Origin of the sequence: Singulisphaera photorubra, from assembly GCF_045290345.1 — a bacterium.
GTDB lineage: Bacteria > Planctomycetota > Planctomycetia > Isosphaerales > Isosphaeraceae > Singulisphaera.
Genome location: NZ_CP155447.1, coordinates 917,079 through 941,042, shown reverse-complemented (window position 1 = coordinate 941,042; position 23,964 = coordinate 917,079). Strand labels below are relative to the sequence as shown.

Genomic DNA, 23,964 nt, shown 5'->3' with positions numbered 1-23,964 from the left:
TGTCGGGTGGGCACGGCCCAACCTCTTCATTGGATTCAGAAGCCGTTGATCATCGGCCGGTCATTCCCTTTTTGCGACCACTGCCCAATTGCTCGTAATAACGCCGCACCCCTTCCGCGAATTCGGGAGGGACGGAATCGCGGTCGATCGGGACCAATGAATCGGGGGATTCACGCTTCCGCACTTCTTCAGCAATCCGTTTGCTCAGTTCACCGATCGGTTCGGCCACAAGATCCTTGAGCTTGGTCCAGTCGGGCTCTTTGGAGTGGCGTTTGAAGTCTTCACGGGCCCCCCGTACGCGATCCCGGATCCGCGCGGCCTCGGCCCGGAGGTCGGGGTCGTTGAGCAGTTCCTCGACGTCGCGCATCCGGTCGGACCAGCGACGGAAGCCCTCTCCGGTGATCGGCCCTCCGGGGGCTCCGCCGTTGGAGAGTCCTTGCAGCATCTGTTCAAGTTCAGAACCAGCTCCACCGCCCCCGGGGGAACCTGCCTGACGTCCTTGCTGCCCCGGTTGCTCGCCTTGAGGGGCGTTGCCGCCACGTAAGCCCCCCTGCCCTTGCTGGCCGCTTTGACCCCCACGCTGCCCTTGTTGTCCCTGTTGCCCTTGTTGTCCTGGCTGCTGCCCTTGTTGTCCCTGTTGCCCTTGTTGTCCCGGCTGCTGCCCTTGTTGCCCCGGCTGCTGCCCTTGTTGCCCCGGCTGCTGCCCTTGTTGCCCCGGCTGCTGCCCTTGTTGCCCCGGCTGCTGCCCTTGTTGCCCCGGCTGCTGCCCTTGTTGCCCTGGCTGCTGTCCCTGCTGCCCTGGCTGCTGTCCCTGCTGCCCCGGCTGCTGTCCCTGCTGCCCCGGCTGCTGTCCCTGCTGTCCTGGCTGCTGTCCTTGTTGCTCCTCCTGCCCTGGCTGTCCCTGCTGCTGTCCCTGTTGTCCTGGCTGCTGTCCTTGTTGCCTCTGCCGTTGCGGGTCTTGCTCGCCTTCTTGCCCCGGGCGATTCCGCGGATTTCCCTGCCCAGGTCGGCCGCCTTGTTCTTCGCCCGTGGCTCGGGCGATTTCGCGGTTGATCTGGTCGGCGAGGTCTTCCACTTCGCCTTGCGCTCGCTTCAGTGCGGCCGTTTCGTCGCCGAGGACGCTTTCGGCGGCGCGTTCGACGCCTTCACGCAGTTGGTTGATGCCTCGGCCGGCGTGGCGGGAGGCCTTGGCGGCCTCTTCGGCGATTCCCACTTCGGCCAGTTGTTCGGCGACTTTCAAGGCGTCGGCAATCTTCTGTTCGTTGGCCTTGCGGACCGTATCATAGAGGCCTTTGGCCAGGAGCGGCTCGGATTCCTCCGCCTCTTGCACGGTGTTTTGCATCCGGTCCAGGAGTTGGTCGAGCCGCTTCTTCTGCGCTTCGAGCCCTTGCTTGGTCTGCGCGGCTTCTCCGTTGTCGCGGAGCGACCGGGCGGGGCGATTGTCCTTGGCCTCGAGCCGCTCGGAAAGCTTTTCTTGTTCATCGTCGAGCTGCCGCGCCTGGTTGCGCATCTCCGTCATCTCTTCCGTGAACCGGTCGGCCGCGCCTTTGCGGAGCTCTTCGCGGAGGTCATTCAGTTGCCGGCCGGCACGAGCGCCTTCGGTGAGGGCTTGAGGGACGCGGCCTTGTTCGAGTGCCTCGGAGGCTTGCCGGACGTGCTCCCGGCTCTGTTCGATCTGCTGGCGGGCCTCGGCCATGCGTTCCCGGTTCTCCTCACGCTCCATCCGTTCGCGGAGTTCGTCGGTGTCGCGGAGGATTTGCTGTTCCTGGTCCCTGAGCCGCTTGAGCTGGCGTTCGATCTCCTGCTTGGCCTCAGCCGTCTTGGCTTCCTCAAGGGCGGATTGCAGTTCCTTCAGCCGGTCGTTCAGGTCGGTTTGCCGCTGGGCCAACTCGCGGAGCCGGCTGATGACCTGGCGGGTCTCGCGCTGTTCTTGTTCCCGTTGCGACTGAGCTCGGGCCGTGCTCTGCTCTTCGTAGCGGTTCTCCTCGTTCGACAGTTCGAGCTGCTGGAGCTGTTGTTGTGATGGGCCACCGGCCGAGGCTTGTCCCCCTTGGCTTTGTTGTCGCGAGCGGCTGCGGGTGACCTCGAACTCACGGGCTCGAAGCTTGAGTAACGCTTGATAGGCGGCCTGCTCGGCGGCCAGGGCCGGCGTGTGCGCGGCGATCGAACTGGACTTCACGGCTTCTGCCAACTGTTTCTCCGCGTCCTTCATGAACCGGGTCGCCTGCTCGAGGCTGGCCTTCGACTTCGGATCACGAAGCTTCTCGGCGAGTTCCCCGGCCTGTTCGATGGCCGATTGCTGAGACTCGAGGAGAAGCTTGCTGTCCTGGTCGAACTCGGCGGTGCGTTTGGCCCCGATTTCCCGGCGGATCACCTTCCAGGTGCCGTTGATGATCTCTTTTTGCAGCTCGGCGAGCTTATCCGTCTGCTGGGCGTTCTGCCCTTGCTGCTGTTCCTGGTTCTCGGACGCGCTGCTGGAGGGCGCCTCGCCTTGCCGAAAAATCTCTTCGAAGTGGCGGACTTCGGCGAAGAACATGTCGCCCGAAGCACGCCTCGGCTGATTGTCGGGACCAACGTCCTCGGCCCAGAAGAAGTAGCTGACGAGCTGGTCGGGAACGGCCTGGAAAGATTCAAATTTGAGCAGATGATTCGGCTTCAGACTCTTGCTTTGGCTCTGGGATGCGGGAGCCGGCAGCACCACTTCTTGCGGGGGCTGGCCCGCCACGCTGTAGGTGACGCCGTGCCGGACCACGCCGAAATCGTCTTCGAGCTTGGCCTTGAGCGTGAGCTCCTCGACCGGTGAGACCCGGACGTCACGCGACGGCTGAGTCATTGCGACGACCGGCGGCCGGTTGCGTGTGACGTTGATGATGATTTCGGAGGTCAGCTTGTTGAGCCGGCCGTTGTGGTCCACGAGCTGGACCTTGAATCGCCTGGGATCGGTGAGGGTGAAGGTGGTGCGGTAAAGATACTCGCCCCCTTCCTGACGCGTGAGCGCCACGGCCTGCCCTTGCTCGTCGACCAGGCGGGCGACGGACACGTCCTTGTTGAGGTGGCAGAGCAAGGTGAGCTCGGTCCCCTCCACTGCCGTGACGTGCCGGACATCTTCAACGGTCTTGGTCTCGAGGGAGGTGTACTGGGGAAAGACGAGCGTGGCGTCGGTCCGCTGAAGCTCGGGGTACTCGAACACGCGGACGCGATAGGTCGGCGTGCTCCGGCCCGCGAATTCAACGCGATACGAGAGGTCGGCGTCGACCGACTCGACCCGCCCGGCAAATGCGGGATCTTCCAGGCTCCGAGTCATCGCCTGGCTCACTCCGGCCTTCGGATCCGGGCCGACGACCAGGCTCGCTTCGGCCGGGACGGCGTCGTTGAACCGTGCGACGACCAGCAGCGAGGTCCCGCGTTCGAGCTCTGTGTTTCCCGGATCCACCACGACGCCGGTGGCGACCCCCGCGGTCACGGTCGGCTTCCGCCCGCTGGCGTGTGAGCGGGTCTCCACCACAAGGCCGACCGCCACGACGATCAGGAACGCGAGTGCGACCGCGTGGGCCAGGTGCGAGGCTTGCAGCCTCCAGGTCGGTACGATGTCATCCCAGTTGTGGGTCCGGCGGTGGTCGAGGGCTTTGCGGATGACGGTGGCCTGCAAGAACCCGAACCGCTCGGCGGGCGTTGCCACCGCCTGTTCGACCGCGGTGAGCAGGCCGGTGGCCAGCTCGGGATGTTTCGCCTCGATCCGTCTGGCCACCCAGCGCGGGTCGCGAGCCGACCGTTGCACCGCGATTGCGCAGGAGGCTCCGGTCACCAGGGCCAAGGCCGCCAGGATGGCCGGCACCCAGTTCGCGGACGTGGTCGTGGACTCCGTCACTCCGGATCTCGCCAACAGGACGGCGAGGCCCAGGCCGATGAGACCCCACACCAGCCAGCAGAGCGCCAATAAGCTCCAGAGCCAGACGTGCCGGAATCGGCGCGCGACTCGTTCCAGGGCTTGCCGCAGTTCCGTGCTCATGTTGCCAGAACCTCCGCGCGAGTCGAACGAGGCGCGGACTGCCGCCCCGCCAGCCAGGTTTCGACGATCAGGATGCCGATGGCCGTCAGGATCAGCCAGCGCCAGAGCTTTTGGCGGCCTTCGAGCTCGGCGTTTTGCATCTGCCGAAGGTGATCGCGGTCGACGGTCGCATTCGATTGGTTCGCCAGCCGACAGCCGAACTGTTCCAGGGTCTCGACGTTCAAGGGGGTGGTCTTGCTCTCCATCGGATCAAGATTCACCGCGAAGTCGCGAGCGCCCGCCGTCGTTTCGATCGTGTAGACGCCGGGTCGATCCGTCTCCGAGAACAAGGTGCTCCCCGGCGCGGTGGCGACCGTCCCCCCTCCCGGCGTGCGGACGACCAGGCCTTTGGCGGCCCCTTCGGTCACCGGCAGAGACACAGGATCGTGAACCAGGTGGTTCCCCTGAGTGGCCGGCCGTGCTTCGCGACGCTCCAGGATCGCCGCCATCAACGGCACGAACTTCGACGACCGCGCGAGCTGGCTGTCATTGGGATTCCACCCGCTCGCCAGCACAATGACACTTCCCTTGCCGACCCCTTGCTCCACAATCGCAGGGTCCCCGTTCTCGAACCGCGCCAGGACCCGCGAATCTTTGAGTTTGTCTGTGCTGATACGCCGATATTTCCAAAAATGGATTTTTGTGAAGTCGTTGTATTGAGCCGCAGCCAGCGCGGAGAAGATGGGATGGTCGAACGCGATCTCCCCCAGCATTAGGTCGCGTTTGACGGTCCCCTCCTCGATCTCCCAAGGGGCGACGTCCAGGAGCGTGGCGAGCGTCTCGGCCTTGCCGGCCGTTGTCACGACATTGAGCACGGTCCCCCCCGCTTGCTCATAGGCGTGGAGTTTGCGGGCGTTCTCGGCTGTGGTCTCGCTTGTGAGGATGACCAGCGGTACGGACCGCGGCGACTCGAGCGTCAGCGCCACGGCAGGCGAAGCCGTGCGGATGGTCACGCTCCGCCTTGGGGTGTTGTGAAAGACGCGCTCCAGGTAGTAGAGAAGCCCGGCGGAGTCGTCAGGCTCGTCCTTGCCGACGTAGAGGACGGTCGATTCCTCACGGTGCTCGTCGGCCGAGTAGAGCGTGTTGTCGAACGGGTGCGCATCCCCCTTGAGCCGGAGCGTTCCGGGAGCTAAATCCCCTTCTGGCTTCGGAAGTCGGACGACGCGGCTCTCTCCCGGCGGGACGTAGACGTCGATCGGCTTAGCCGTCTCGACCCCCTTTGAATCGACCCGGACCAGTTGGAACTTCTCCCGCGTCGACCCGGGCTCGTTCGTCACCCCGACGCGCCGGCCTGGCGTGTCCTTCGCGGGTTCGGTCTCGACCAGATCGGCCAGCGCGTGCAGGCTGGCATTGGTGCCCAGGTCGGACACCGTCTTGAGGTCGAGTTCCACGTCGGAGGGCCACTCGAACCCGCCGAGCGCTTCGAGCCGACTCCCTTGCTGGAGGTCACTGATCAAGACGATCCGGCGCGGCATTCGGCCGGCCTTCTCGCTTGTATCCGCCACGTCTTCAATGGCGGCCACGGCATCAATGAGGGCCTGCCCGAGTTGGGTTCCCCCCCAGGTCGGCTCGAGCCGTTCCACCTGGGCGAGCGCAACGGCCTGCCGCCGGCTCGGGTCGAGCGTGGCCGACTCATGGAAGCTCAGCAACGGTCGTGACGATCCATCGAAGGCGAACAGAGCCAGTTGATCGGCCGGGCGGCAGGCGGCGATCGCGTCCTCGGCGAGTTTCTTCGCTTTGGGCCAGAGGTTGCCACGACGCATGCTTGCGCTGGTGTCAATGACCACCGCGATTCGTTGCCGTTCGACGTTGCCGAAGTCCAGGTTGGCCGCTTGCCGCCAGAAGGGACGCGCGAACGCGAACGCGAGTAAGGTGAGGGCCGCCGCTCGCAAGAGGAGCAAGAGCAGGTTGTCGAGGCGGCTCCGCCGGGTCAGGCGGGGGGGCGTCGGGGTCAGGAACATCAACGAGCTGAACGGCACCTCGCCCCGAGGCTTGCGCTGAATCAGGTGAAAGAGGATCGGGCCGGCGATGGCCAGCAGCCCTAGCGCATACAAGGGAGTGAGGAAACTCATCGGGCGCCTCCCCGTCCTGGAGCGCTGCGCCGGCCTGGCCGGCGGCCCCGGCGGATCCGCGCTTTGAGGAGGTCGAAGAGCACGAGTTCCAGGGGCATGTCGGTGGTCACCCGCTCATATTCAATCCCGAGGTCGACGCAGGCCCGTTCGATCTCGGCGGCATGGGCGTTGAATTTTCGGAGGTACTCGGCGCGGGCCTGGTCCGGGTCGATATAGAGCTCGCGCCCCGACTCGACGTCGAGGTACATTGCCGGCGTCGTGAAATTGAACGCCACTTCGGCCGGGTCGAGGATCCGCAGGACGACCACGTCGTGTCCTCGCGACCGGAGGTATCCGAGCCTGGTCCTGAGCGCATCGGTCGGGGCCAGCAGGTCGGAGAGCAGAACGATCAAGCCACGCTTGCGGACGGTCGCGGCGATCTGTTCGAGCGGTTCGGCGAGGTTGGTCGTGCGTCCCGTGGGCTCGCGGTCGAGCGTGGCCATGATCCGGCGCAGGTGCCCTGGGCGGTGCCGCGCGGGGAGGTACTCGGTGATCTTGTCCTCGAACGTGAGCAGGCCGACGGCGTCGCGCTGCATCGAGAGAAAGTAGGCGATTGTGGCCGCCGCCGTGCGTGCGTAGTCGCTTTTGCTGTAAGTGCCGGAGCTGTAACTCATCGACCGGCTCGTATCGAGGACGAGGTAACAACGGAGGTTCGTCTCGTCCTCGAACCGCTTCACATAGTAGCGATCGGAGCGTGCGAAGAGCCGCCAGTCGAGGTAGCGTGGGTCATCCCCGGGGCTGTACTCGCGATACTCGCTGAACTCGACGGAGAACCCGTGATAGGGGCTGCGGTGGATCCCCTTGATGAACCCCTCGACCGTGACCTTGGCCCGGATTTGCAGGCTCTTGATCCGCATCAAGGTCGCCGGATCGATCAAGGCACCCCCCGGCCGCGCGGGGTCTCCGCGTCGATTCGAGGCTGGGGCCGGCGCCGGCGCTGATCCGGGAGGTCGTTGATCGTGACGATCCAAGGGGGGCATCAGTCGTGTGGCCTCTTGATATGTTCCAGCAAACGGTCGATCACGGCGTCGACGGCCACGCCGTCAGCCTCGGCCCGATACCCGAGCAGAATTCGATGGCGCAAGGTGGGATGGACGAGCGCGCGGATGTCGTCGGGGGTGACGTGGAATCGACCCTCGAGTAAGGCTCGCGCTTTGGCCCCGAGCACCAGCGACTGCGCGGCCCGGAGCCCCGCGCCCCAGCTCACCCAGTTGTTGATGAAGTCGGGGGCCTGTGGTCCCGGGCGGGTGGCCGAGGCGATCCGGACCGCGTGGCGGACCAGGTCCTCGGCGATCGGGACTTTGCGGACCACCTCGTGGAATCGGAGCACGTCCTGGCCGTCAAACAAGGGCTCGAGCGGCTCGGTCCTGCGCGAGGTGGTTTGCTGGACGACGGCGACTTCATCGTCTTCGGGCAGGTAGTCGACGATCACGTTGAACATGAACCGATCGAGCTGGGCCTCGGGGAGCGGGTAGGTCCCTTCCATCTCAATCGGGTTCTGGGTGGCCAGGACGAAGAAGGGCTCTTCGAGCGGGTAGCGGACCCCGGCCGCCGTGACCTGATGCTCCTGCATCGCTTCGAGGAGCGCGGCCTGGGTTTTCGGAGGGGTCCGATTGATTTCGTCGGCGAGGATGACGTTGGCGAAGATCGGCCCTTTGACGAACTGCATTCGCCGGCGGCCGTCGCCGGTCTCCTCGAGGATCTCGGTCCCTGTGATGTCGGCCGGCATCAGGTCAGGGGTGAACTGGATCCGTTGGAACCGCAAATGAAAGACTTGAGCAATGGTACGGACCAACAACGTCTTCGCGAGCCCGGGCGCTCCTGTGATCAAACAGTGGCCGCCGGCGAACAGACTGATCAGGAGCTGATGCGTCGCCTCCCTTTGGCCGACGATCACCTTGCCGAGCTCGCGCTCGATCCGGCCGCGACTTTGGTGAATCGTCTCGACGACCTGCTGCTCTCCCTCGTAGGCATCGACGTCTACCGTCACGATCGCTCCTTTCGACTCGACCCCGTGCCGCGCCGAGCGGACGCCTTGGCTCGTCCGCAACTCGATTCAGTGCGTCATGGCGTAGGTCACGATGTTGATCCCCATCGGATACGACTTCTTTTCCGAGAACTCGTGGAAGTAACCCGAGTCCATGCCTTCCCGCTCCCAGCCGTCCCCCAGGTCGGTGTTGTGGCAGAAGATCGCCATCATCCGCCCTTTGTCGTCGACGAGCTGCTTGTAGTGGACCGTTTGCGAGTCGCCGTCGTAGTGCTCTTCCCAGGTCACGGTCGAGCCTGGGCCTTGCCAGGAGTGAATGCTCGGGACTTGCGGTTTCTCCTTGAGCCGGTAGACGCAACGGAAGATCTCGTGGTCGATCGATAGCTCCGTCGGCTCCCGGTCGGGAAAGACCCGCTGGAATTGCTCGGCGACGTTCGCCCAGGCCGAGTCGCCCCAGAAGTCGTCGACCATCAGAAAGCCACCGTTGAGTAGGTAGCGGCGCAGGGCCACGACTTCCTCCTCCGAAAAGGACAAGCGGCCTGGCTCAATCATGTAGAGGAAGGGATAGTCGAAGAGTCGCTCATCGGTCAGCGCGAGCGAGATCGGCTCGGGGTTGACCTTCAGCGCTGTCAGTTGCTGAAGCCGGAAGGAGAAGTTCAGGTCGCTGTCCGGCCAGTCGGTCCTCCAGCCGCCTCCTCTCCCCCACCCGCGTCGGCCGCCAAATCCCCCGCCGTAGCCCGTGTTGTACTCGACTCTCACGAACGTGAAGACATCGTTTTTGAACCGGTCGTCCACCTTCCAGTCGGGCACGCCTGCGCGATCGTCGGGGAGGCCGCCGGGCCTCGACCTTGGCGCTCGCCCGAATCGCTGAGCCAGGCAGACGCCCGAGACGATCGCCAACAGGCAAGGAAACGCGATCAGGATCAGGCGTCGTCGAGTCATGGATCTGGACCCTTTTGAGGAGGGGACGCGTCCGGTCCTGTCCTGTCAGGTGGGGCGTTGCTCCCACCCGGCAACGCTCAATTTCCACGATCGATTGGATGGTTTTTGGCAGGCTCGGTCAGTTCGAGCAAGAGCCGGTGCGCGTCGAGGAAGCGGGGCGCTTCCTCCAGGGAGATGAGCACTTCGCGGCGAGCCTCGTCCCGCTTGCCGTCCTCGTGAAGCAACTTCGCCAGGCGGTAGTGGACCTCGGCCGGGTCGGTTGTGTCGAGCATCGACAGGGCGCGATAGGCGGTCACCGCCTCGGCCCGTTCTCCCAGATGTTCGGCCGCGAGGGCAAGCTGGCGGTGGGGGCTGGGAATCAAGGGGTTAACCGCCAGCAGGCGCCTGGCGTCGTTGGCCAGGGCCTTCCAGTTTTGATCCGCCTCGTCCATCGCCATCAATCGCTCATATGCCGGGCTGGCATCACCGACCCGGCCCGCCAGTTCTTCAAGAACTTTGCGTTCGGCGGCCGGGTCCGACGTTTCTTTGTAGACCTTGGCGAGCAGCACGTAGGCGTTCTCCGCCCCGACGTATTCCGGGTAAAGTCCCTTGAGCTGTTCCAGAACGTCCTTGGCCTGTCCCCACTTCTTTTCGGCCACGAGCTGGGCCCCCAGCCGCTTCCGTCCCCAGAAACTTTTGGGATGGGTTTCGAGCCAGGTGGTCAACGCCGCCGCGCTGGCGTCCGGCGGCAACTCCGGCTCTTCCCAGGTCAGCTCCGGGGCGATGCTCTTGGCCTTTCGATGCGCAAAGTCCGTGAAATCTCGATCTAATTGATCTAGCGACGTTTTTGTCCGACCTGGCAGGCTCTCGTTGATCAACATTCCCGATCCGAGGTCGTCGAGCACCCCGTTCAAGGCGTCGTGGCCGAACCGCTCCTCGAAAAAGGCGACCGCGAGTGCCGATTCGAAGTAGGCGAATTGGAGGTGGACCGCCGACTTGGGGGCCAGGAACGCAGAGCTGAGCCGGCTCAGCGGGGTGAATTCCTTCTCATCCAGAATCATCGCGCGGAACCGAGGGTTGAACGCCTCGGCCCAACTGGGGTTTTCCCGCCCTTCCTCATGCACGGAGATTCCCTCACTGAGCCAGCGGGGCATCTTGTTATGCGTCTTGCTCAGGGTGATCACATGGCAGAATTCGTGCCAGAGGACGGCTTCCCAGTTCGAAGGCGACTCTCCCTGGGAGGCTGGGCTATTGGCCGTGATCACGCGACCGAAGCAAACGCCGAGGAGTCCGTCCGCTCCGGGAAGGCCGAACGTCCGTACTGCGAACTCTTTGCGCTGAGGAAAGATCTCGACGATCACCGGCTCTTTGAGCGTCACTCCATATCTTTTTTCGAGCGTTTCCTTGGCGCGTCGCAAGAGGGCCAGCACCCGGCTGCCATAAAGGTCGGCCTCGCGTGCCTCCATGCGCACCACGAACCCATCCTCCTCGAGTGTCCGGAACCCGGCCAGGCGGTCGCGGAGCGTGGTCAGGTTGTAGGCGACCACGTTATAGCCGTCCTTGGCGAAAATTTCGTCGGCAAGCTTCCAGCCTTCCTCTTCTTCGCCGAGCCGGAGCAGGTCCTGGCAGAGCTGAATCTTGGCAGGGAGGTTGTCGGCGTCGAGCTTGAGTGCCTGTCTCTGATAGGCGGAGCCTTCGGCGAACCGGTACTTCTCGGAGAGCTCACGGCCGATCAGATGGTCGACCTCGGGATTCGTCGCCCAGCGTGACAACGCGGCCTGCCGCGCGAACGCTTCCCCCGCGCGGTCGTTTCGCAAGTGCGCCAGTGCCGCCTGATAGGCCCAGGCTCGCGGCTCTTCCGAGTTGACCGCGAACGCCTGCTTGAGTGTGTCTTCGGCCTCGCGGTAGCGCTCGCCATCGATCAGGTGGTCGGCTTTCAGCAGGAGGCTGTCGACATGGTGGGGGTTGATTTTGAGAGCCGCGGCCAGCGCTTTGTCGGACTGGGCGCGGTCATCGTCGGAAAAGGCACGCGCGAGGAGAGAGTGATAGCGCGGATCCTCGGCCGCATCTTTGGGCGCTTTCCGAAGGGTCTGGGCCGCCAGGGCTGGGTCCTGCTTCTCCAGGGCCAGTTCGGCTGTGGCGTAGAAGCCTTCGGCATCGTCGGGGTGTTGCTTGGTGACGACGTCGTAGAACTGGTCGAGCACCTGGCGGGCATCAGCGCCCCGGATGAGGAAGAAGCGGCCGAGAACGAGACGTCCCTCCGGTGTCGCGAAGCGGTGGGGGGCGTTCCTGACCAGGGTCTCGATCGTTTGCAATTCGGCCGCCGCATCCTCCAGGCGACCGTTCGCGCGATAGACGTCGCGGCCGAGCATGCGCAGCGTCCCGCTCGCGGGATAGCGTCGTTTCGCGGCTTCGAATGAGGTGATCGCTGCCTTGTACTTCCCTTGCGCCAGCTCCGCCTCGATCAAGAGCTGCGTCCAGTTCTCGCCCCAGCCGCCGGCCTCGATTTCCTTCGAGGCCGCTTGGGCGCACTCGTCGTAGCGCCCGGTGCGGAACAGTGTCTCCGCTTCGGTCAGGTTCACCGCGTTTGCCGGCGTCGAGCCAGCGAGCCAGAAGCCGATCAGGAGGAGGGCGAGCTTCCGAGGAAGGTCGATGTGAACTCGGCGCCGAAGCCGAACCTGCGGCGCTGCTGATTCTCCGGCTGGCACGCTCATGGATCCCTTCCGTTCGGAGTGGTCCTCGACGTCAGTCCCTTGAGAGCAGCCCTGATTATAGTCGGGCACTCCTCGAGATTGCCAAGGTCCTCTCCTTTCCTGAGATTCGTTCTTGCCGAGCGTTGCGGAAATCAGGAAACATCGGCGGCGGCTTGAGAAAGCTCGGTCATGCCGACCGTGGCTGGTTGGCCCCGTAGCTACCATATCCAAGGCAACAGCCGCTTCACCCTTCGCTCATACTGTGGATACTCGGTCGGGAATTTCGCCCGGAGGATGCTCTCTTCTTGACTCATCTTCCTCAACAGGGCTTCAACGCCGAATAACAAGACCAGGGCTCTTACTTCTCCGAGGGCAAGAATCATCCCGGCGATCCCCGCCAATAATCCGAGATAAATCGGGTGGCGGACAACCGCGTACGGCCCACTTTGCACCAACGTGAGTCCGCCTCTCGCGGTGGCAGCCGCGTTCCAATTCTCCGCCAAAACGTGCCGAGCCCAGATCGCAAACGCGACCCCAAACGCACATAAGATTGCCCCCAAGAGCTCCCAAGCGGCAAGCCGAGGCATTATACGTTGGCCCAATAAGGGGACAGAACTCAGCGGCAGGCAATAGAGTGAATAAGTCGACATGATAGCGAGCGAATTTGTGCGGCTCCCACCAGCCTCCGCGGTGGGTGGTGTGCGACGTGCCGCAATTGCCCAGTAGACGTCGAGGGTGGCCCAGCACCCCATCGCGAAGATCCAATAGCCGTTCCAGGGGGCGCGCACACCTCCAGCAAGTAAGCAACCGAGTAAGATCGCCGCGAGGAGCGACCAGATCTTCACTGCATTTAAGATCCGTACCAACGTGATGAACATGGTGGGTGATAAGTATTGGCGAAAGCAGACCCGGCGGGTGGTGAAGAATGCACGGGTCGGGGACGATGACCCCCGACGCCAGACCGCCAGGCCCGCCCACCGCAAAGTCGCGTGATTCTAGCCTATTAGGCTGTCGGGATTGGCGAGAAGTCTCCTTTTTTTTCCGTGAGGGAAAAATTCGCCGACGGCTTTTGTGCCATTCGCCTGTGAATCGCAATATTACCCACAGATGGGTCGTGCAGGCTTTCTAAAACACGTCGCGGAATCGTTCGACGCGAACTCAGGCGCGGTCGCCGCCCTGTCGGGCGATCTTGTCGCGTCCGCGATGGCGTTGTACCTCAACTCGGAGGGCCGACTTGCCTGCGGAGCTCCGGCCCCCATCGGTTCAAGGAGGCCCCGTGTTCAGAAGCTCGACCGTTGGATTGCTTTTTCTCATTTTTCTCGTTCCCGGCTGCGGGGAGAGCGGGCCCACGGTGGCGACCGACGTCCCGGCGGTGGAGATCACACCGGCGGCCGACCTGTCGAAGGGGCGGCCCAAGGGGATGCCCAAAACATTACGGCGGGCCTGAAGCTTGACCCCGTCTCGGGCAGACCCAAGCAGGACTAGTTCCTTTTCCCTTTCTTCAAGGTCGTGCCGGTCACGGCCCATCGTCAGACTATCCTCTCCCTTCATATCAAGGATCGGGTCCTAATATGAGATTGTCTTCGCAAAATGAGAGGTCAACACGGCGCAGGCCCGGTGGATTCACGCTGATCGAGCTGCTGGTGGTGATCGCAATCATCGCTGTGCTCATTGCCTTGCTGTTGCCTGCGGTGCAGGCGGCACGCGAGGCAGCCCGCCGTTCTCAGTGCACGAACAATATGAAGCAGCTCGGGCTGGCGCTCCATAACTACCTGTCGACGTTCGGGGCCTGTCCCGGCGGTTACGTGTCGCGCAAGGTCAGCGACAAGTCGCTCGCCGGAGCCTGGGGCTCGTGGAGCCCGCAATCGATGCTCCTGGCGAACATCGAGCAAGGAGCGGTCTACAACACGATCAACTTCATGACAGTCAATGAGGATATGGCCAGCGGCGCGTACCTCAACTGGACGGTTTGTACGACGCGGATCGACTCGTTCCTCTGCCCCTCGTCGCCCTTGCCCGTTGGGACCAACTGGAACAAGGGCAACATCAACAATAACCTGCTCCCCGGTAACAACTATTTTGCCTCGATGGGCCCGCAACTCATGCCCTACTCGCGGAACGGGGCGCCTGACCAGATCGTCGTCGGCCTCTTCGCTTGCGACAACGGCAACGGTGGGGCGGCAGTCACGATTGCCTCGATCCAGGACGGGACGAGCAACACCATCGCCTTCGGCGAGTGGCGGATGGGCGATGGTAATATCAATAAGCTCTCGATTCAGGACGTCATCAATATCGGTAGCGGACCTCCGGGCGTGAACACCTGGTGGGACGCCAAGACCCAGATCCCCGCCGGCGCGTTGCTGATCCCACCGTGGTTCCCCATGTGCGCGGGGGCTGCGCCGGGGACGCTCGGCACCATCAAGAACAAGAGCAACATCGGCGACAACTGGTACGCCAGCGAGGCCGGCTTCGGTCTCGGCAATACGCTGCTCCCCCCCAACTCGAAGTACCCGAACTGCACGTCGGCCGGCTACGACGGTTCGATCGGTGATGCGGCGGGGGTCTACGGCATGAGTAGCTTTCATTCCGGCGGAGGGAACGTTGCGTTCGCGGACGGCTCGGTCCGGTTTCTTAAAGACAGTACCAACATGAATATTGTCTGGGCGCTCGGGTCTCGCGCCGGCGGTGAGATCGTTTCCAGCGACGCTTTTTAATGTTCAATGGTGAAGGAGTTTTGTGGTTCTCAGCCGGGCTCGATTTCGGGTGTCCCGCGGTTCCGAATCCGAGAGCGCGGGGCACCCAGAGTTCTCAGGATTGGCCGGGGCGAGGTGACGCGTCAATTGAGTTTTACGGAGGTTGTTGGAGTGGCTCCAGCCTGTCCCTTTTTTTTCTCACCATGACATCGGCGAGGCGGAGCGCTGAGAGTCTGTCCCAGAAGGTGAATCCCACGGGAGCTTTTGAATGATCTGCTGGGTGCCATGCGGTTCCGTACTCGGAACCCATGCGGGAATGCCTTGGCCTGGCGCGCACGGGTTCCGAGTACGGAACCCGTGGCACCCAAACGGCCTTCAATTTTCGGTTTCCCTGAACTTACGAGACAGACTCTGAGCCGTCCGTACGATCTTGTAGACGTCGACCGGCTCCAGGCGGCCGTTCCGCTTGGGGACGTGCATGCCCAGTTCCAGGGGCACGAGTTCGACTGCGAAGGGGGATGATTGTGCTCCGGCGAGGAGTGACCGTCGATGGGGAGGGCCGAGAGTTCGGTGGGCTCGGCCTTCGATGCCCCAGGAAGAAGGGCGTGGGCGGCAGTCGGCAGCGGCACGGGAGTCGAGCGCAGGATGCCAACTTATCTTATTGCGTGGGCCATCCGAGCGGGGCTCGGGTGGCGTGCGAGCGGATCGCATCGCCCGTCCGCCGGGCCAGGGTGAACGATTTGAACGTTTCTGCCCTTGTCGAGAGCCCGAGGCCACACGTCGCGGTGACGACCGTCCGGGCTGCGACGTCATGCGGATCGCCGAGCAACGACGCGAGGGCGAGCCACCGTGTCTCCATCGACTCGGCGGTCATCGATGATGGGCCGGTCGGGGCGAGTCCGAAGGCCAGACTCCCCCCGCCGTTCAGGATGTCGTGCGCGAGGTCGAAGAATCCGTCGTCCGCGACCGATAGGTGGGCGTCGAATGACAAGAGGTCGAGGCCGAGCCCAGCAAACGCGCTCGAAGGCAAGGGAGCGCAGCAATGGATGCCGACGGCCGCCCCTTCGAGGCGGGCGGCATCAAGGACGCATCGCAGCGTCGTGGCGACTGTGGAGGCTGAATGGCCCGAATCGTCGATGAGGGAAAGGGCCGGCTCGTCTAGCATGAGTATCACGGGCAGCCCCAGGTTGCGGAGCCGCCGGACCTGCCAGGCGGCCTGGCGCTCGAGGAAGCCGGCGAGGCGTTCCAGCCAGCCGTGGATTCGCGACATCGGGGTCCCGTCCAGGAAGAGGCAGCGGGCAAGGGTCGCGGGGCCTTCGAGCTGCGTCTTCACCGCCCTGGCCGCGGGGAATCGCCCCGATCCGATCGCCCGCTCCAGGGCGAAGAAGCCGGCTGCCGTCTCCGGGCTGAGCCCGGCCTCGCCGTCGTCGAGCGCAGCCTCGAACGCCGGCCCGGCCCCAGGTCGCACCGACCAGCAATAAGGCCGATGCGCTGGCTCAAGGTATTTGATGAGCCTTCCCAGGCCTTGCACGATCACGCCCTCCCCCGCCGTGCGGCGGGGGAGTTGCGGCCAGAACGGAAGTTCTGGGCATTGCTGGGCCACGAACTCGACTGCCTCGTCGGCGTCGAGGAAGGGGAGGCTGCCTACGCCGGTCACGCACCCCGGCGGGAGGCAGCCGCGGAAGGGCGACGTCACGCTGGGCCTCGATCCCTCGCGGGGCTTTCGGCCAGGCGACCCCGCAAGGCGCGTGCGGCCTCCACGAGCGTGGCCAGGGCGGGTTTGACCTCTTCCCACTTGCGCGTCTTCAGGCCGCAGTCGGGGTTCACCCACAACTGTTCGGGCGAGAGTACGGCCAGCGCCTTGCCGAGCAGCAATTCGACGCCTTCACGGGTCGGGATCTGCGGCGAGTGGATGTCGTACACCCCCGGCCCAATCTCGTTGGGGTAGCGGAATTCGGCGAATGCCCCGAGCAACTCCATTTGCGACCGCGACGTCTCGATCGATATCACGTCGGCGTCGAGCGCGGCGATCGAGTCGATGATGTCGTTGAATTCGCAATAGCACATGTGCGTGTGGATCTGCGTCTCGTCGCGGACGCCGGCCGAGGCCAGGCGGAAGGCGTCGACCGTCCACCGGAGGTATTCGGCCCAGTCGTCTCTCCGGAGGGGCAGCCCCTCCCGGAGCGCCGGCTCGTCGATCTGGATCACGGCGATCCCAGCCTCCTCCAGGTCGGCAACCTCGTCGCGGATGGCCAGGGCGATCTGCCAGCATGTCTCGCGGCGGGGTTGGTCGTCACGCACGAATGACCACTGGAGGATCGTCACCGGTCCGGTCAGCATGCCCTTCATCGGGCGAGCAGTTAGCGACTGGGCGTACCGGGCCCACTCGACGGTCATCGGGCCGCGGCGGGCCACGTCACCGAAGATGATGGGCGGCTTGACGCAGCGCGAGCCGTAGCTCTGCACCCAGCCGTTCTCGGTGAAAGCAAATCCATCGAGGTTCTCGCCGAAATACTCGACCATGTCATTTCGCTCGAATTCGCCATGGACGAGCACGTCGAGCCCGACCTCCTCCTGCCAGCGGACGGCCTCGGCGGTCCTCTCCTTGAGAAAGGCGTCGTACTCGTCGGGCCGCAGCTTCCCAGCCTTAAACGAAGCCCGGGCCTTGCGGACATCGTCCGTCTGGGGGAAGGAGCCGATGGTGGTCGTCGGCAGGAGCGGGAGCGGGGTTTTTGCCCGCTGGTCCACGCGCCGTGTCGAATAGGGATTCTCGCGGGCGAGCATCTCGGGTGTGACGGAAGCGAGGCGCCGGCGAACTTGCGCTGAATGGATCCGGGGAGATGACCGGCGGCCGGTGAGCGCCACGCGGTTCTCCTCGAGCGCGTCTGCTACCGAGTCGCGGCCGTGTTCGACCCCACGGGCGAGGATCGCCACTTCCTCGAGCTTCTGACGTCCGAATGCCAGCCAGCCCTTGAGCTCGCCGTCGAGCTTGGACTCGCCTTCGAGATCGTAAGGAGTGTGCAGGAGCGAGCATGACGGGGCGATCAGGATCCGGTCGACGCCGAGCCGCTCCGCGGCGTCTTCGGCGACGTCGAGCGCGGCGAGCAGGTCGGTCCGCCAGATGTTTCGCCCGTCGACGAGCCCGAGCGAGAGCATCTGCCCGGGGGCCACCAGTTCCACCGCTTCCCGGAGTTGGCCCGGGCCACGCACCAGGTCCAGGTGCACCGCACGGACCGGGAGCCGCATGACGGCCGGCAGGGCCTGCCCGAGATCGCCGAAATACGTCGCGAGCAGGATGTTCATGTTACCCGCGGCATCTGCCAGGCGTTTGTAGACGGCCTCCAGCGTCGCCAGCGTACTTGGCTCCACGTCCGTCGCGAGGCAGGGTTCGTCGATCTGGACCCAATCAGCGCCCGCCGCGCGGAGCCGGCGCAGCAGTTCCTCATAGACTGGGACGAGGGCCGGCCAGAGGTCGAGTGGCTTACGCCCTGCGTCTTTGATCTTGCCGAGCAAGAGGAAGGAGACGGGGCCAAGAAGGACTGGCCGGGCCGGGATCCCGAGCGCCTTCGCCTCGGCGAACTCCGCGAGCGGCTTGGCCGCGTCGAGCCTGAACTCCTGGTCCGCCTCGAACTCGGGCACAAGGTAGTGATAGTTCGTATCGAACCACTTGGTCATCTCGAGCGCCGCGACGCCGGAGCGTTCCCCTTCGTGGGCCACGCCCCGGGCCATCGCGAAGTAGCGGTCGAGCCCTTCCGCGACGCCTCCGAATCGGCCGGGCCGCACGCCGACCATCAAGGCCGCATCGAGGACGTGGTCGTAGAGCGAGAAGTCGTTGCACGGGACCTGCGCGAGGCCGAGGTCCCGCTGTAGCTTCCAGTGGGATTCGCGGAGCGAGCACGCTGTCGCGAGCAGCACCCCGGCGTCTGACTTCTTCGCCCAGAACCGTTCCAGCGCCTTTTTCAACTCGCGATGCGGGCCCATCCGCGAGAATCCAAGGTTCGTTGCAATAGCCATGTGTATTTCCCTGTTCATCATCGAGTGTCGATTTAGGTTCAGTGTGCCGAGGGGAATGTGTCAAACGGCCGTTCGCGGATGGTGGGGACCAACCACTCGGTCAGGCGAACGAGGCGGAATCGAAGCCATCGCCGTGTCATCGCAGGGCGCGAGGCCCACGCGCGTTCACGGATACCAGAGCGTCCAGCATGCGGCGTTCGTCACGACGAACTTCACACAGGAGCCGGCAAAGGCCCTCGTCTCGACCGACACCACCAACCCAGGATCACGTTGAACCCAAAGCAGACATAGACGAGGGGGAGGAGAACATGGAAACCGAGGATGGCATCGCTCGCGAACATGGCCGCGAACGGCGCCAGGAAGGCTCCGTGTCGGTCCGCGAACGTGTCCCCATCGAAGCATGCGATGACGCTGATGGGGGCGAAATTCGGCGGAAGCGGGATAAGCCGCGACGCAGACGCGAGGAGGACGGCGGCGATCAGAAAGGCCACTCGCAGTGAGATGAGCGGCGGCAAAGCCTGTGGGATTGCCGCATCGTGGCGCGGCGGGTCGCCATTTTCGGTATTGGGCACCTTGGAACCTTCCTGCCGGTCCGGGCAGATTGGGGTGCCGGACCTGAGGCGCAGGAGGACTCCGCACGCGCGGATTGTGCCTAACCTGCCCTGTGCTCGGGTCCGGAGCACCGTTGGCGTTGCTCGACGGGCAGGTCTTCTGGCTTACGGCTACGATCGATCCCCGGGTGGCCTTCCCACGACGTTAGCGTCGCAGTGGCGTGTTGCCCGGGTCTCTCGCCGAATACAGCAGCGGCCCTGCGCCGGACTCTCACCGGCTTCCCTCTTCGTCCACCCGCCGAGGCAGGCAGAACCCGTCGATAGGCGGAAGCATACCCTATCTATAGGCACTCGGCTAGATGTTGGTGTCGGAATGCCTCCGTGAAATCAGGAGAATCCGGCAAGCGAAGAGATCCCTGTTACTCCCATTCTGCAATCTGGCAGCCGGGCTTTTCAATGAGCCGCCTGAGCCTGGAACGGTAGGCGCACAACAGCGCCTCCGGAGAACGCTTGGGATAAGTTGCAAGATATGGAAATGAAACTGTAGCAACGTAGCAAATGTGCTGGCTTTTTCACCGTTCGGGCTGGAGGAGCTGAGAGCGGCAGTCGTTCCAGGCCTTGAGGTCGAGGATGCGGAGGGAGCCGTCGTCGTCGAGGGCCATACCGGTGGCGGCTTGCACGGTGAGGGCGACCCGCTCGACGCGACCGCCCATCACCCATGGGAGGCTCCAGAGCCGTGCGGCGTTCTCCCGGCCACCGGAGAGGGCGAACAGGCCGTCGGGGCTGAACGCGACGAACCAGACCTGGCTCTGGTGGCGGAAGGCGGGGCCGATGGCGAGGCCCGTGACCTTATCCCAGAGCTGAGCCGACCGGTCGTAGCTTCCCGTCAGTACGGTGCGTCCGTTGGGGCTGAAGGCCAGGGTCCGGAGCCGGCCGTCGTGGCGAAGTGGAGGGGCTTCCGGTAGGCCGGTCCGGGCATCCCAGAGCCGGGCCACTCGGTCCCACCCGCCGGTGATCACGGTGCGACCGTCGGGGCTGAAGGAGGCGAGAGAAACGGGGCCTTGGTGCTTGAGAGGGGCGACGACCTCGGTCCCCGTGGCGGCGTCCCAGAGCCGGGCCGTCATGTCGTCACTGCCGGTGAGCACGGTGTGACCGTCGGGACTGAACGCGGCGGCCCGGACCGGGCCCTGGTGGACGAGCGGCTGGCCGGTCGGAGCGCCGGTCGCGGCGTCCCAGACCCTGGCGGTTTCGTCGGAGCTGCCGGTGACGGCACGCCGGCCATCGGGGCTGAACGCCACGGTGAGAACAGGGCCGCCGTGGCGGAGGGGCTCGCCAATGGGGAGGCCGGTTGAGGACGTCCAGAGCCGGGCGGTCCCATCGTCGCTCCCGGTGATCACGGTGTGGCCGTCGGAATTGAATGCGACGGCGGTCACGCGGTCTTTGTGGCGGAGCGGCGGGCTGGCTGGGGCCCCGCTCTGGGCATCCCAGAGTCGGGCCGTGCCGTCGTAGCTGCCGGTCAGGGCGTATCGGCCGTCGGGGCTGAAGGCGACGGCCTCGACCGAATCGCCGTGCGGCATGGGGACTCCCACGGGTGAACCCGTCTGGGCGTCCCAGAGTCGCGCAGTCTTGTCCTGGCTGGCGGAAAGGAGCTTCCGGCCGTCGGGGCTAAAGATCACGGCCCGGACGAATCCGTCGTGCCGGAAGTCGAGGCCCGTCGGGGGGGCGACATCCCAGACGAGGGCCGTGCGGTCGAACCCTCCGGTGAGTACGGTGCGGCCGTCGGGGTGGAACGCGACGGAGGAAACCGTGTGCCGGTGCCGCAGGATGGTCCCGACCGACTCCCCGGCCGAGGCGTCCCAGAGCCAGGCGGTTCCGTCGATGCAGCCGGCCACCAGTTTGCTGCTGTCGGGGCTGAATGCCACGGCGTTGACGCAGTGCTGGTGCATCAGCGGCTTCCCCGTGGGGCGGCCGGTGGCTCGGTCCCAGAGCTGGGCGGTCTGGTCGAAGCAGCCGGTCAGGACGGTCCGGCCGTCGGGGCTGAACGCCACCGAGGAAACCCAGTCCTTATGCACCAAGGGAGCGCCCAGGGGGGAGCCTGTGGCGGTCTCCCAGAGTTGGGCCGTCTTGTCACGGCTTCCGGTCAGAACGGCCAGGCCGTCGGGACTGAATGCCACCGAGGAGACATAATCCTTGTGCCACATCGGCGGGCCGACCGGAACGCCGGTCCGGGCATCCCAGAGCCGGGCGGTCATGTCGAAACTCCCGGTCAGGGCGGTCCGGCCGTCGGGGCTGAGTGCCACGCCGCAGATCACGTTATCGTGGCGCATCGAGGGGCCGGCCGGCGCATAGGTATCGAGGTCCCAGAGCTGTGCGGAGAAGTCGTCGCAGCCCGTCAGCAGGGTCCGTCCGCCGGGGCCGAATGCCAGGGCCCCGACCCTCCCGTTGTGGCGGAGCGGGGAGCCGACCGGGGCGCCGGTCTGGGCGTCCCAGAACCGCACGGTACCGTCGTCGCCGGCCGTGGCCACGACTCGGCCGTCGGGCCGGTACGCGACGGCCTGGACCTCGCCGGGGTGCTCGACCCGGACCCGAAGCGGGTTGAGCTGGGGCTTCCATGCGGTCAGGTTCAGGCGGAGCGCCCGTTCGAGGGCGGGGTCGTGCGCCCGGTCGGCGGCCTTGAGCCCGTGGACCAGCCAGAGCATCCCCTGCCCCACGTCCCCCTGCTGGCAGAGCCGCTGTCCGTTCTCGTACGCCAGGTGGGCCGCGAGCTGGTCGACCTTCCGCAGCGCCTGGCCGATCCGCAACGCGGCCTGGTACTGGTACGCCGCCAGGCTCGCCGACAGCACGATCGCCGCCACGATCCCGACGACGGCCAGGCCGACCGCGACCGCCAGCGAGGTCTTCCGTCGGCACCACCGCCAGACCCGCTCCGCCACCGCGGTCCGCCGCGCCCGGACCGACTCGAAGTTGAGGAACCGGCCGAGGTCGTCGGCCAGTTCCCCGGCCGAGGGGTAACGCTTACGGGGTGCCTTCTCCAGGCATTTCAGACAGATCGTTTCCAGGTCACGGGGCACCTTCGGGCAGAGCCGCCCCGGCCGGACCGGTTCCTCGTTCAGCAACCGGGCGAGGGTGGTGAGCGGAGTGGCCGACTGGAACGGCGGCGATCCCGTGAGCATCTCATAAAGGATCGCCCCCAAGGAATAGACGTCGCTGGCCGGCCCCACGTCGCGGGCCCGGCCCGACGCCTGCTCGGGCGACATATAACAAGGGGAGCCGAGGATCGTGCCGCTCTGGGTTGCTCCCGACTCTCTGCCAAGCAGTTTCGCCAGGCCGAAATCGGCAATTTTGAGCCATCCTTCGGGCGTGAGCAGGATGTTCGCCGGCTTGAGGTCGCGATGAATAACGCCACGATTGTGGGCGTAGTCCATGGCCCGGGCCAACACCTCCGTGATCCTCGCGGCCTGCTGAACCGACACAGGAGCCGCGGCCAGTCGTCGGGCCAGGTCGGTCCCTTCCACCATCTCCAGTGACAGGTAGGGGCACCCGTCCGCCTCGCCGATCTCGTGGATCTCCACGATGTTGGGGTGGTGCAGGCAGGCGGCGGCCTCGGCCTCCCGGTGGAACCGGTCGAGCTGTTCCGGGTCGACGTGCCTCCCCGTCCGGATCATTTTCAAGGCGACCTGCCGCTTGAGCCCCACCTGGGACGCAAGGTAGACGACCCCCATGCCGCCTCCGCCGATCTCACGGAGAATCTCATAGCCAGGCACGTGCGGGAATCCGACCCGGTTCGAAATCAAACTGGCCGGCTCGTCCTGATCGGTTGCGGCGTCGAGCGCGCGATGGAAGGCGACTTGCAGTTTGATCGTTTCCGCGAACTGGGGGAACCGGATCAGGAACTCAGCCAGGTCGGGCGGCTCACCCGCCTCCTCGCAGAGCAGGAACTCGCCATGGACCAGGTCGAGTGCGAGGTCGGAATCGGCGGCGACGTTCGCGAATCGCTCGAAATACCACTCCGTCGGCCGCCGCTCGCCCGACCGCCACCGTAGTTTCTGGTCGGCCCGGAGTACACTGGCGAGCTTGTCCGGGGCGAGGTCCCCCTCGCCGGCCAGGAATTCCACGACGTCCGGCCGCTCCCCGGCCCGCCAACGCCTCACCAACCGCCGGACCGGGCTGCCGGACCCCGCCGAGCGTGCGGTGAGTCGCCGGAAGTCGGAGTCGAGATCAGGCATGGCGGTCGTCGTCCAGGTGCAGTGCCTTCGTCACGCGTAGCACCGCCCGCGCAAGCTGCATCCGTCGCGCCTGCGGTGAGCCGCCCAGACGCTTCGCGATCTCCAACCACTCCATGCCCTCGGCCCGGAGGTCGACGATCCGCAGTTCTTCATCCTTGAGGCGGTGCCGCACGGCCGCGATCAAGTCGTGGTCGGCCGCAAGCTGGCTCGGCCCCGGCGAGGTGCTCTCCACCCTGAGGTCCTCGACCGGCGTGCCCGCGACAAGCCGATTGTCACGACGGCGGGCCCGTTGTCGTCGCACCTGGAACGCCAGCTTATTCCGCGTCATTCCGATCAAAAGGCCGACGAGCTGCTGGGGCGTCTCCAGGTCGAACTGGCCCGAGCTCGCCCGGGCGAAGAAGCTGGTCAGCACCGACTGGGAGATGTCCATCGAGTCGAACAGACGGAGCAGCCTCCGGTCCTCGAGCCGTAACCGCACCTCGCGACGGATCACTCCTTCATAATGCCGGACCAGTTCCCGAGCGGCGTTTTCGTCGCCGGCTCGGACTCGCAACATGAATGATTCGAACGAACCGGTGCTCACCATGGGAGGACCCCGACTCGACGATTCTGCCCCGTCAAATTGTGCAAAGGATTCATTCTCCTATAACATGTCCGGCTCCAGGCCTCAATGGTCGGCCAATTCACTGGACGATTGGGTGGTTCAACGCATGTGTGGAA

13 protein-coding genes and 1 riboswitch are annotated in these 23,964 nt (G+C 65.1%); of the genes, 1 reads left to right on the top strand and 12 read right to left on the bottom strand.

Annotation, left to right across the window (positions count from 1 at the left end):
• Nucleotides 1-49: 49 nt before the first annotated feature.
• The 7 genes from V5E97_RS03560 to V5E97_RS03530 all read right to left on the bottom strand — a co-directional run bounded on the left by V5E97_RS03560 (nt 50) and on the right by V5E97_RS03530 (nt 12,347).
• On the bottom strand, nt 50-4,009 hold the full coding sequence (locus tag V5E97_RS03560; protein WP_406697904.1) for a hypothetical protein: 3,960 nt from the start codon (nt 4,007-4,009) through the stop codon (nt 50-52).
• Complete coding sequence (locus tag V5E97_RS03555; protein WP_406697903.1) at nt 4,006-6,120, bottom strand: vWA domain-containing protein; 2,115 nt, start codon at nt 6,118-6,120, stop codon at nt 4,006-4,008. Before V5E97_RS03555 ends, V5E97_RS03560 begins: the two co-directional genes overlap by 4 nt.
• The gene (locus V5E97_RS03550) at nt 6,117-7,139 is read right to left on the bottom strand and encodes a DUF58 domain-containing protein (RefSeq protein ID WP_406697902.1); all 1,023 of its coding nucleotides are present in this window, start codon (nt 7,137-7,139) and stop codon (nt 6,117-6,119) included. Before V5E97_RS03550 ends, V5E97_RS03555 begins: the two co-directional genes overlap by 4 nt.
• A complete protein-coding gene (locus V5E97_RS03545; protein ID WP_406697901.1) occupies nt 7,139-8,149 on the bottom strand; it encodes an AAA family ATPase in 1,011 nt (336 codons plus the stop codon). The genes V5E97_RS03550 and V5E97_RS03545 overlap by 1 nt, the downstream gene beginning before the upstream one ends.
• Nucleotides 8,150-8,215: 66 nt before the next feature.
• Nucleotides 8,216-9,088, bottom strand: a complete 873-nt coding sequence (locus V5E97_RS03540; RefSeq protein WP_406697900.1) for a DUF4159 domain-containing protein — start codon at nt 9,086-9,088, stop codon at nt 8,216-8,218.
• 77 nt (nt 9,089-9,165) lie between these two features.
• Nucleotides 9,166-11,781, bottom strand: coding sequence for a tetratricopeptide repeat protein (locus V5E97_RS03535; RefSeq protein WP_406697899.1), 2,616 nt, complete (start codon nt 11,779-11,781; stop codon nt 9,166-9,168).
• A gap of 197 nt (nt 11,782-11,978) precedes the next feature.
• A complete protein-coding gene (locus V5E97_RS03530; protein ID WP_406701119.1) occupies nt 11,979-12,347 on the bottom strand; it encodes a methyltransferase family protein in 369 nt (122 codons plus the stop codon).
• 984 nt (nt 12,348-13,331) lie between these two features.
• Between V5E97_RS03530 and V5E97_RS03525 the strand changes: the two genes are divergently transcribed.
• Entirely contained in the window at nt 13,332-14,474 is a 1,143-nt protein-coding gene (locus V5E97_RS03525) for a DUF1559 family PulG-like putative transporter (protein ID WP_406697898.1), read from the top strand.
• A 637-nt stretch (nt 14,475-15,111) separates the two neighbouring features.
• On the opposite strand, the gene V5E97_RS03520 is transcribed toward V5E97_RS03525, so the two are convergent.
• The 5 genes from V5E97_RS03520 to V5E97_RS03500 form a co-directional block, all read right to left on the bottom strand.
• The gene (locus V5E97_RS03520) at nt 15,112-16,149 is read right to left on the bottom strand and encodes a uroporphyrinogen decarboxylase/cobalamine-independent methonine synthase family protein (RefSeq protein ID WP_406697897.1); all 1,038 of its coding nucleotides are present in this window, start codon (nt 16,147-16,149) and stop codon (nt 15,112-15,114) included.
• Entirely contained in the window at nt 16,146-18,467 is a 2,322-nt protein-coding gene (gene metE / locus V5E97_RS03515) for a 5-methyltetrahydropteroyltriglutamate--homocysteine S-methyltransferase (RefSeq protein ID WP_406697896.1), read from the bottom strand. The genes V5E97_RS03520 and metE overlap by 4 nt, the downstream gene beginning before the upstream one ends.
• 212 nt (nt 18,468-18,679) lie before the next feature.
• Entirely contained in the window at nt 18,680-19,039 is a 360-nt protein-coding gene (locus tag V5E97_RS03510; protein WP_406697895.1) for a DUF6580 family putative transport protein, read from the bottom strand.
• 112 nt (nt 19,040-19,151) lie between these two features.
• Nucleotides 19,152-19,351: riboswitch (cobalamin riboswitch) on the bottom strand.
• A gap of 239 nt (nt 19,352-19,590) precedes the next feature.
• Nucleotides 19,591-23,244, bottom strand: coding sequence for a protein kinase domain-containing protein (locus tag V5E97_RS03505; RefSeq protein ID WP_406697894.1), 3,654 nt, complete (start codon nt 23,242-23,244; stop codon nt 19,591-19,593).
• Entirely contained in the window at nt 23,237-23,800 is a 564-nt protein-coding gene (locus V5E97_RS03500) for an RNA polymerase sigma factor (protein ID WP_406697893.1), read from the bottom strand. Before V5E97_RS03500 ends, V5E97_RS03505 begins: the two co-directional genes overlap by 8 nt.
• Between the last annotated feature and the right edge of the window lie 164 nt (nt 23,801-23,964).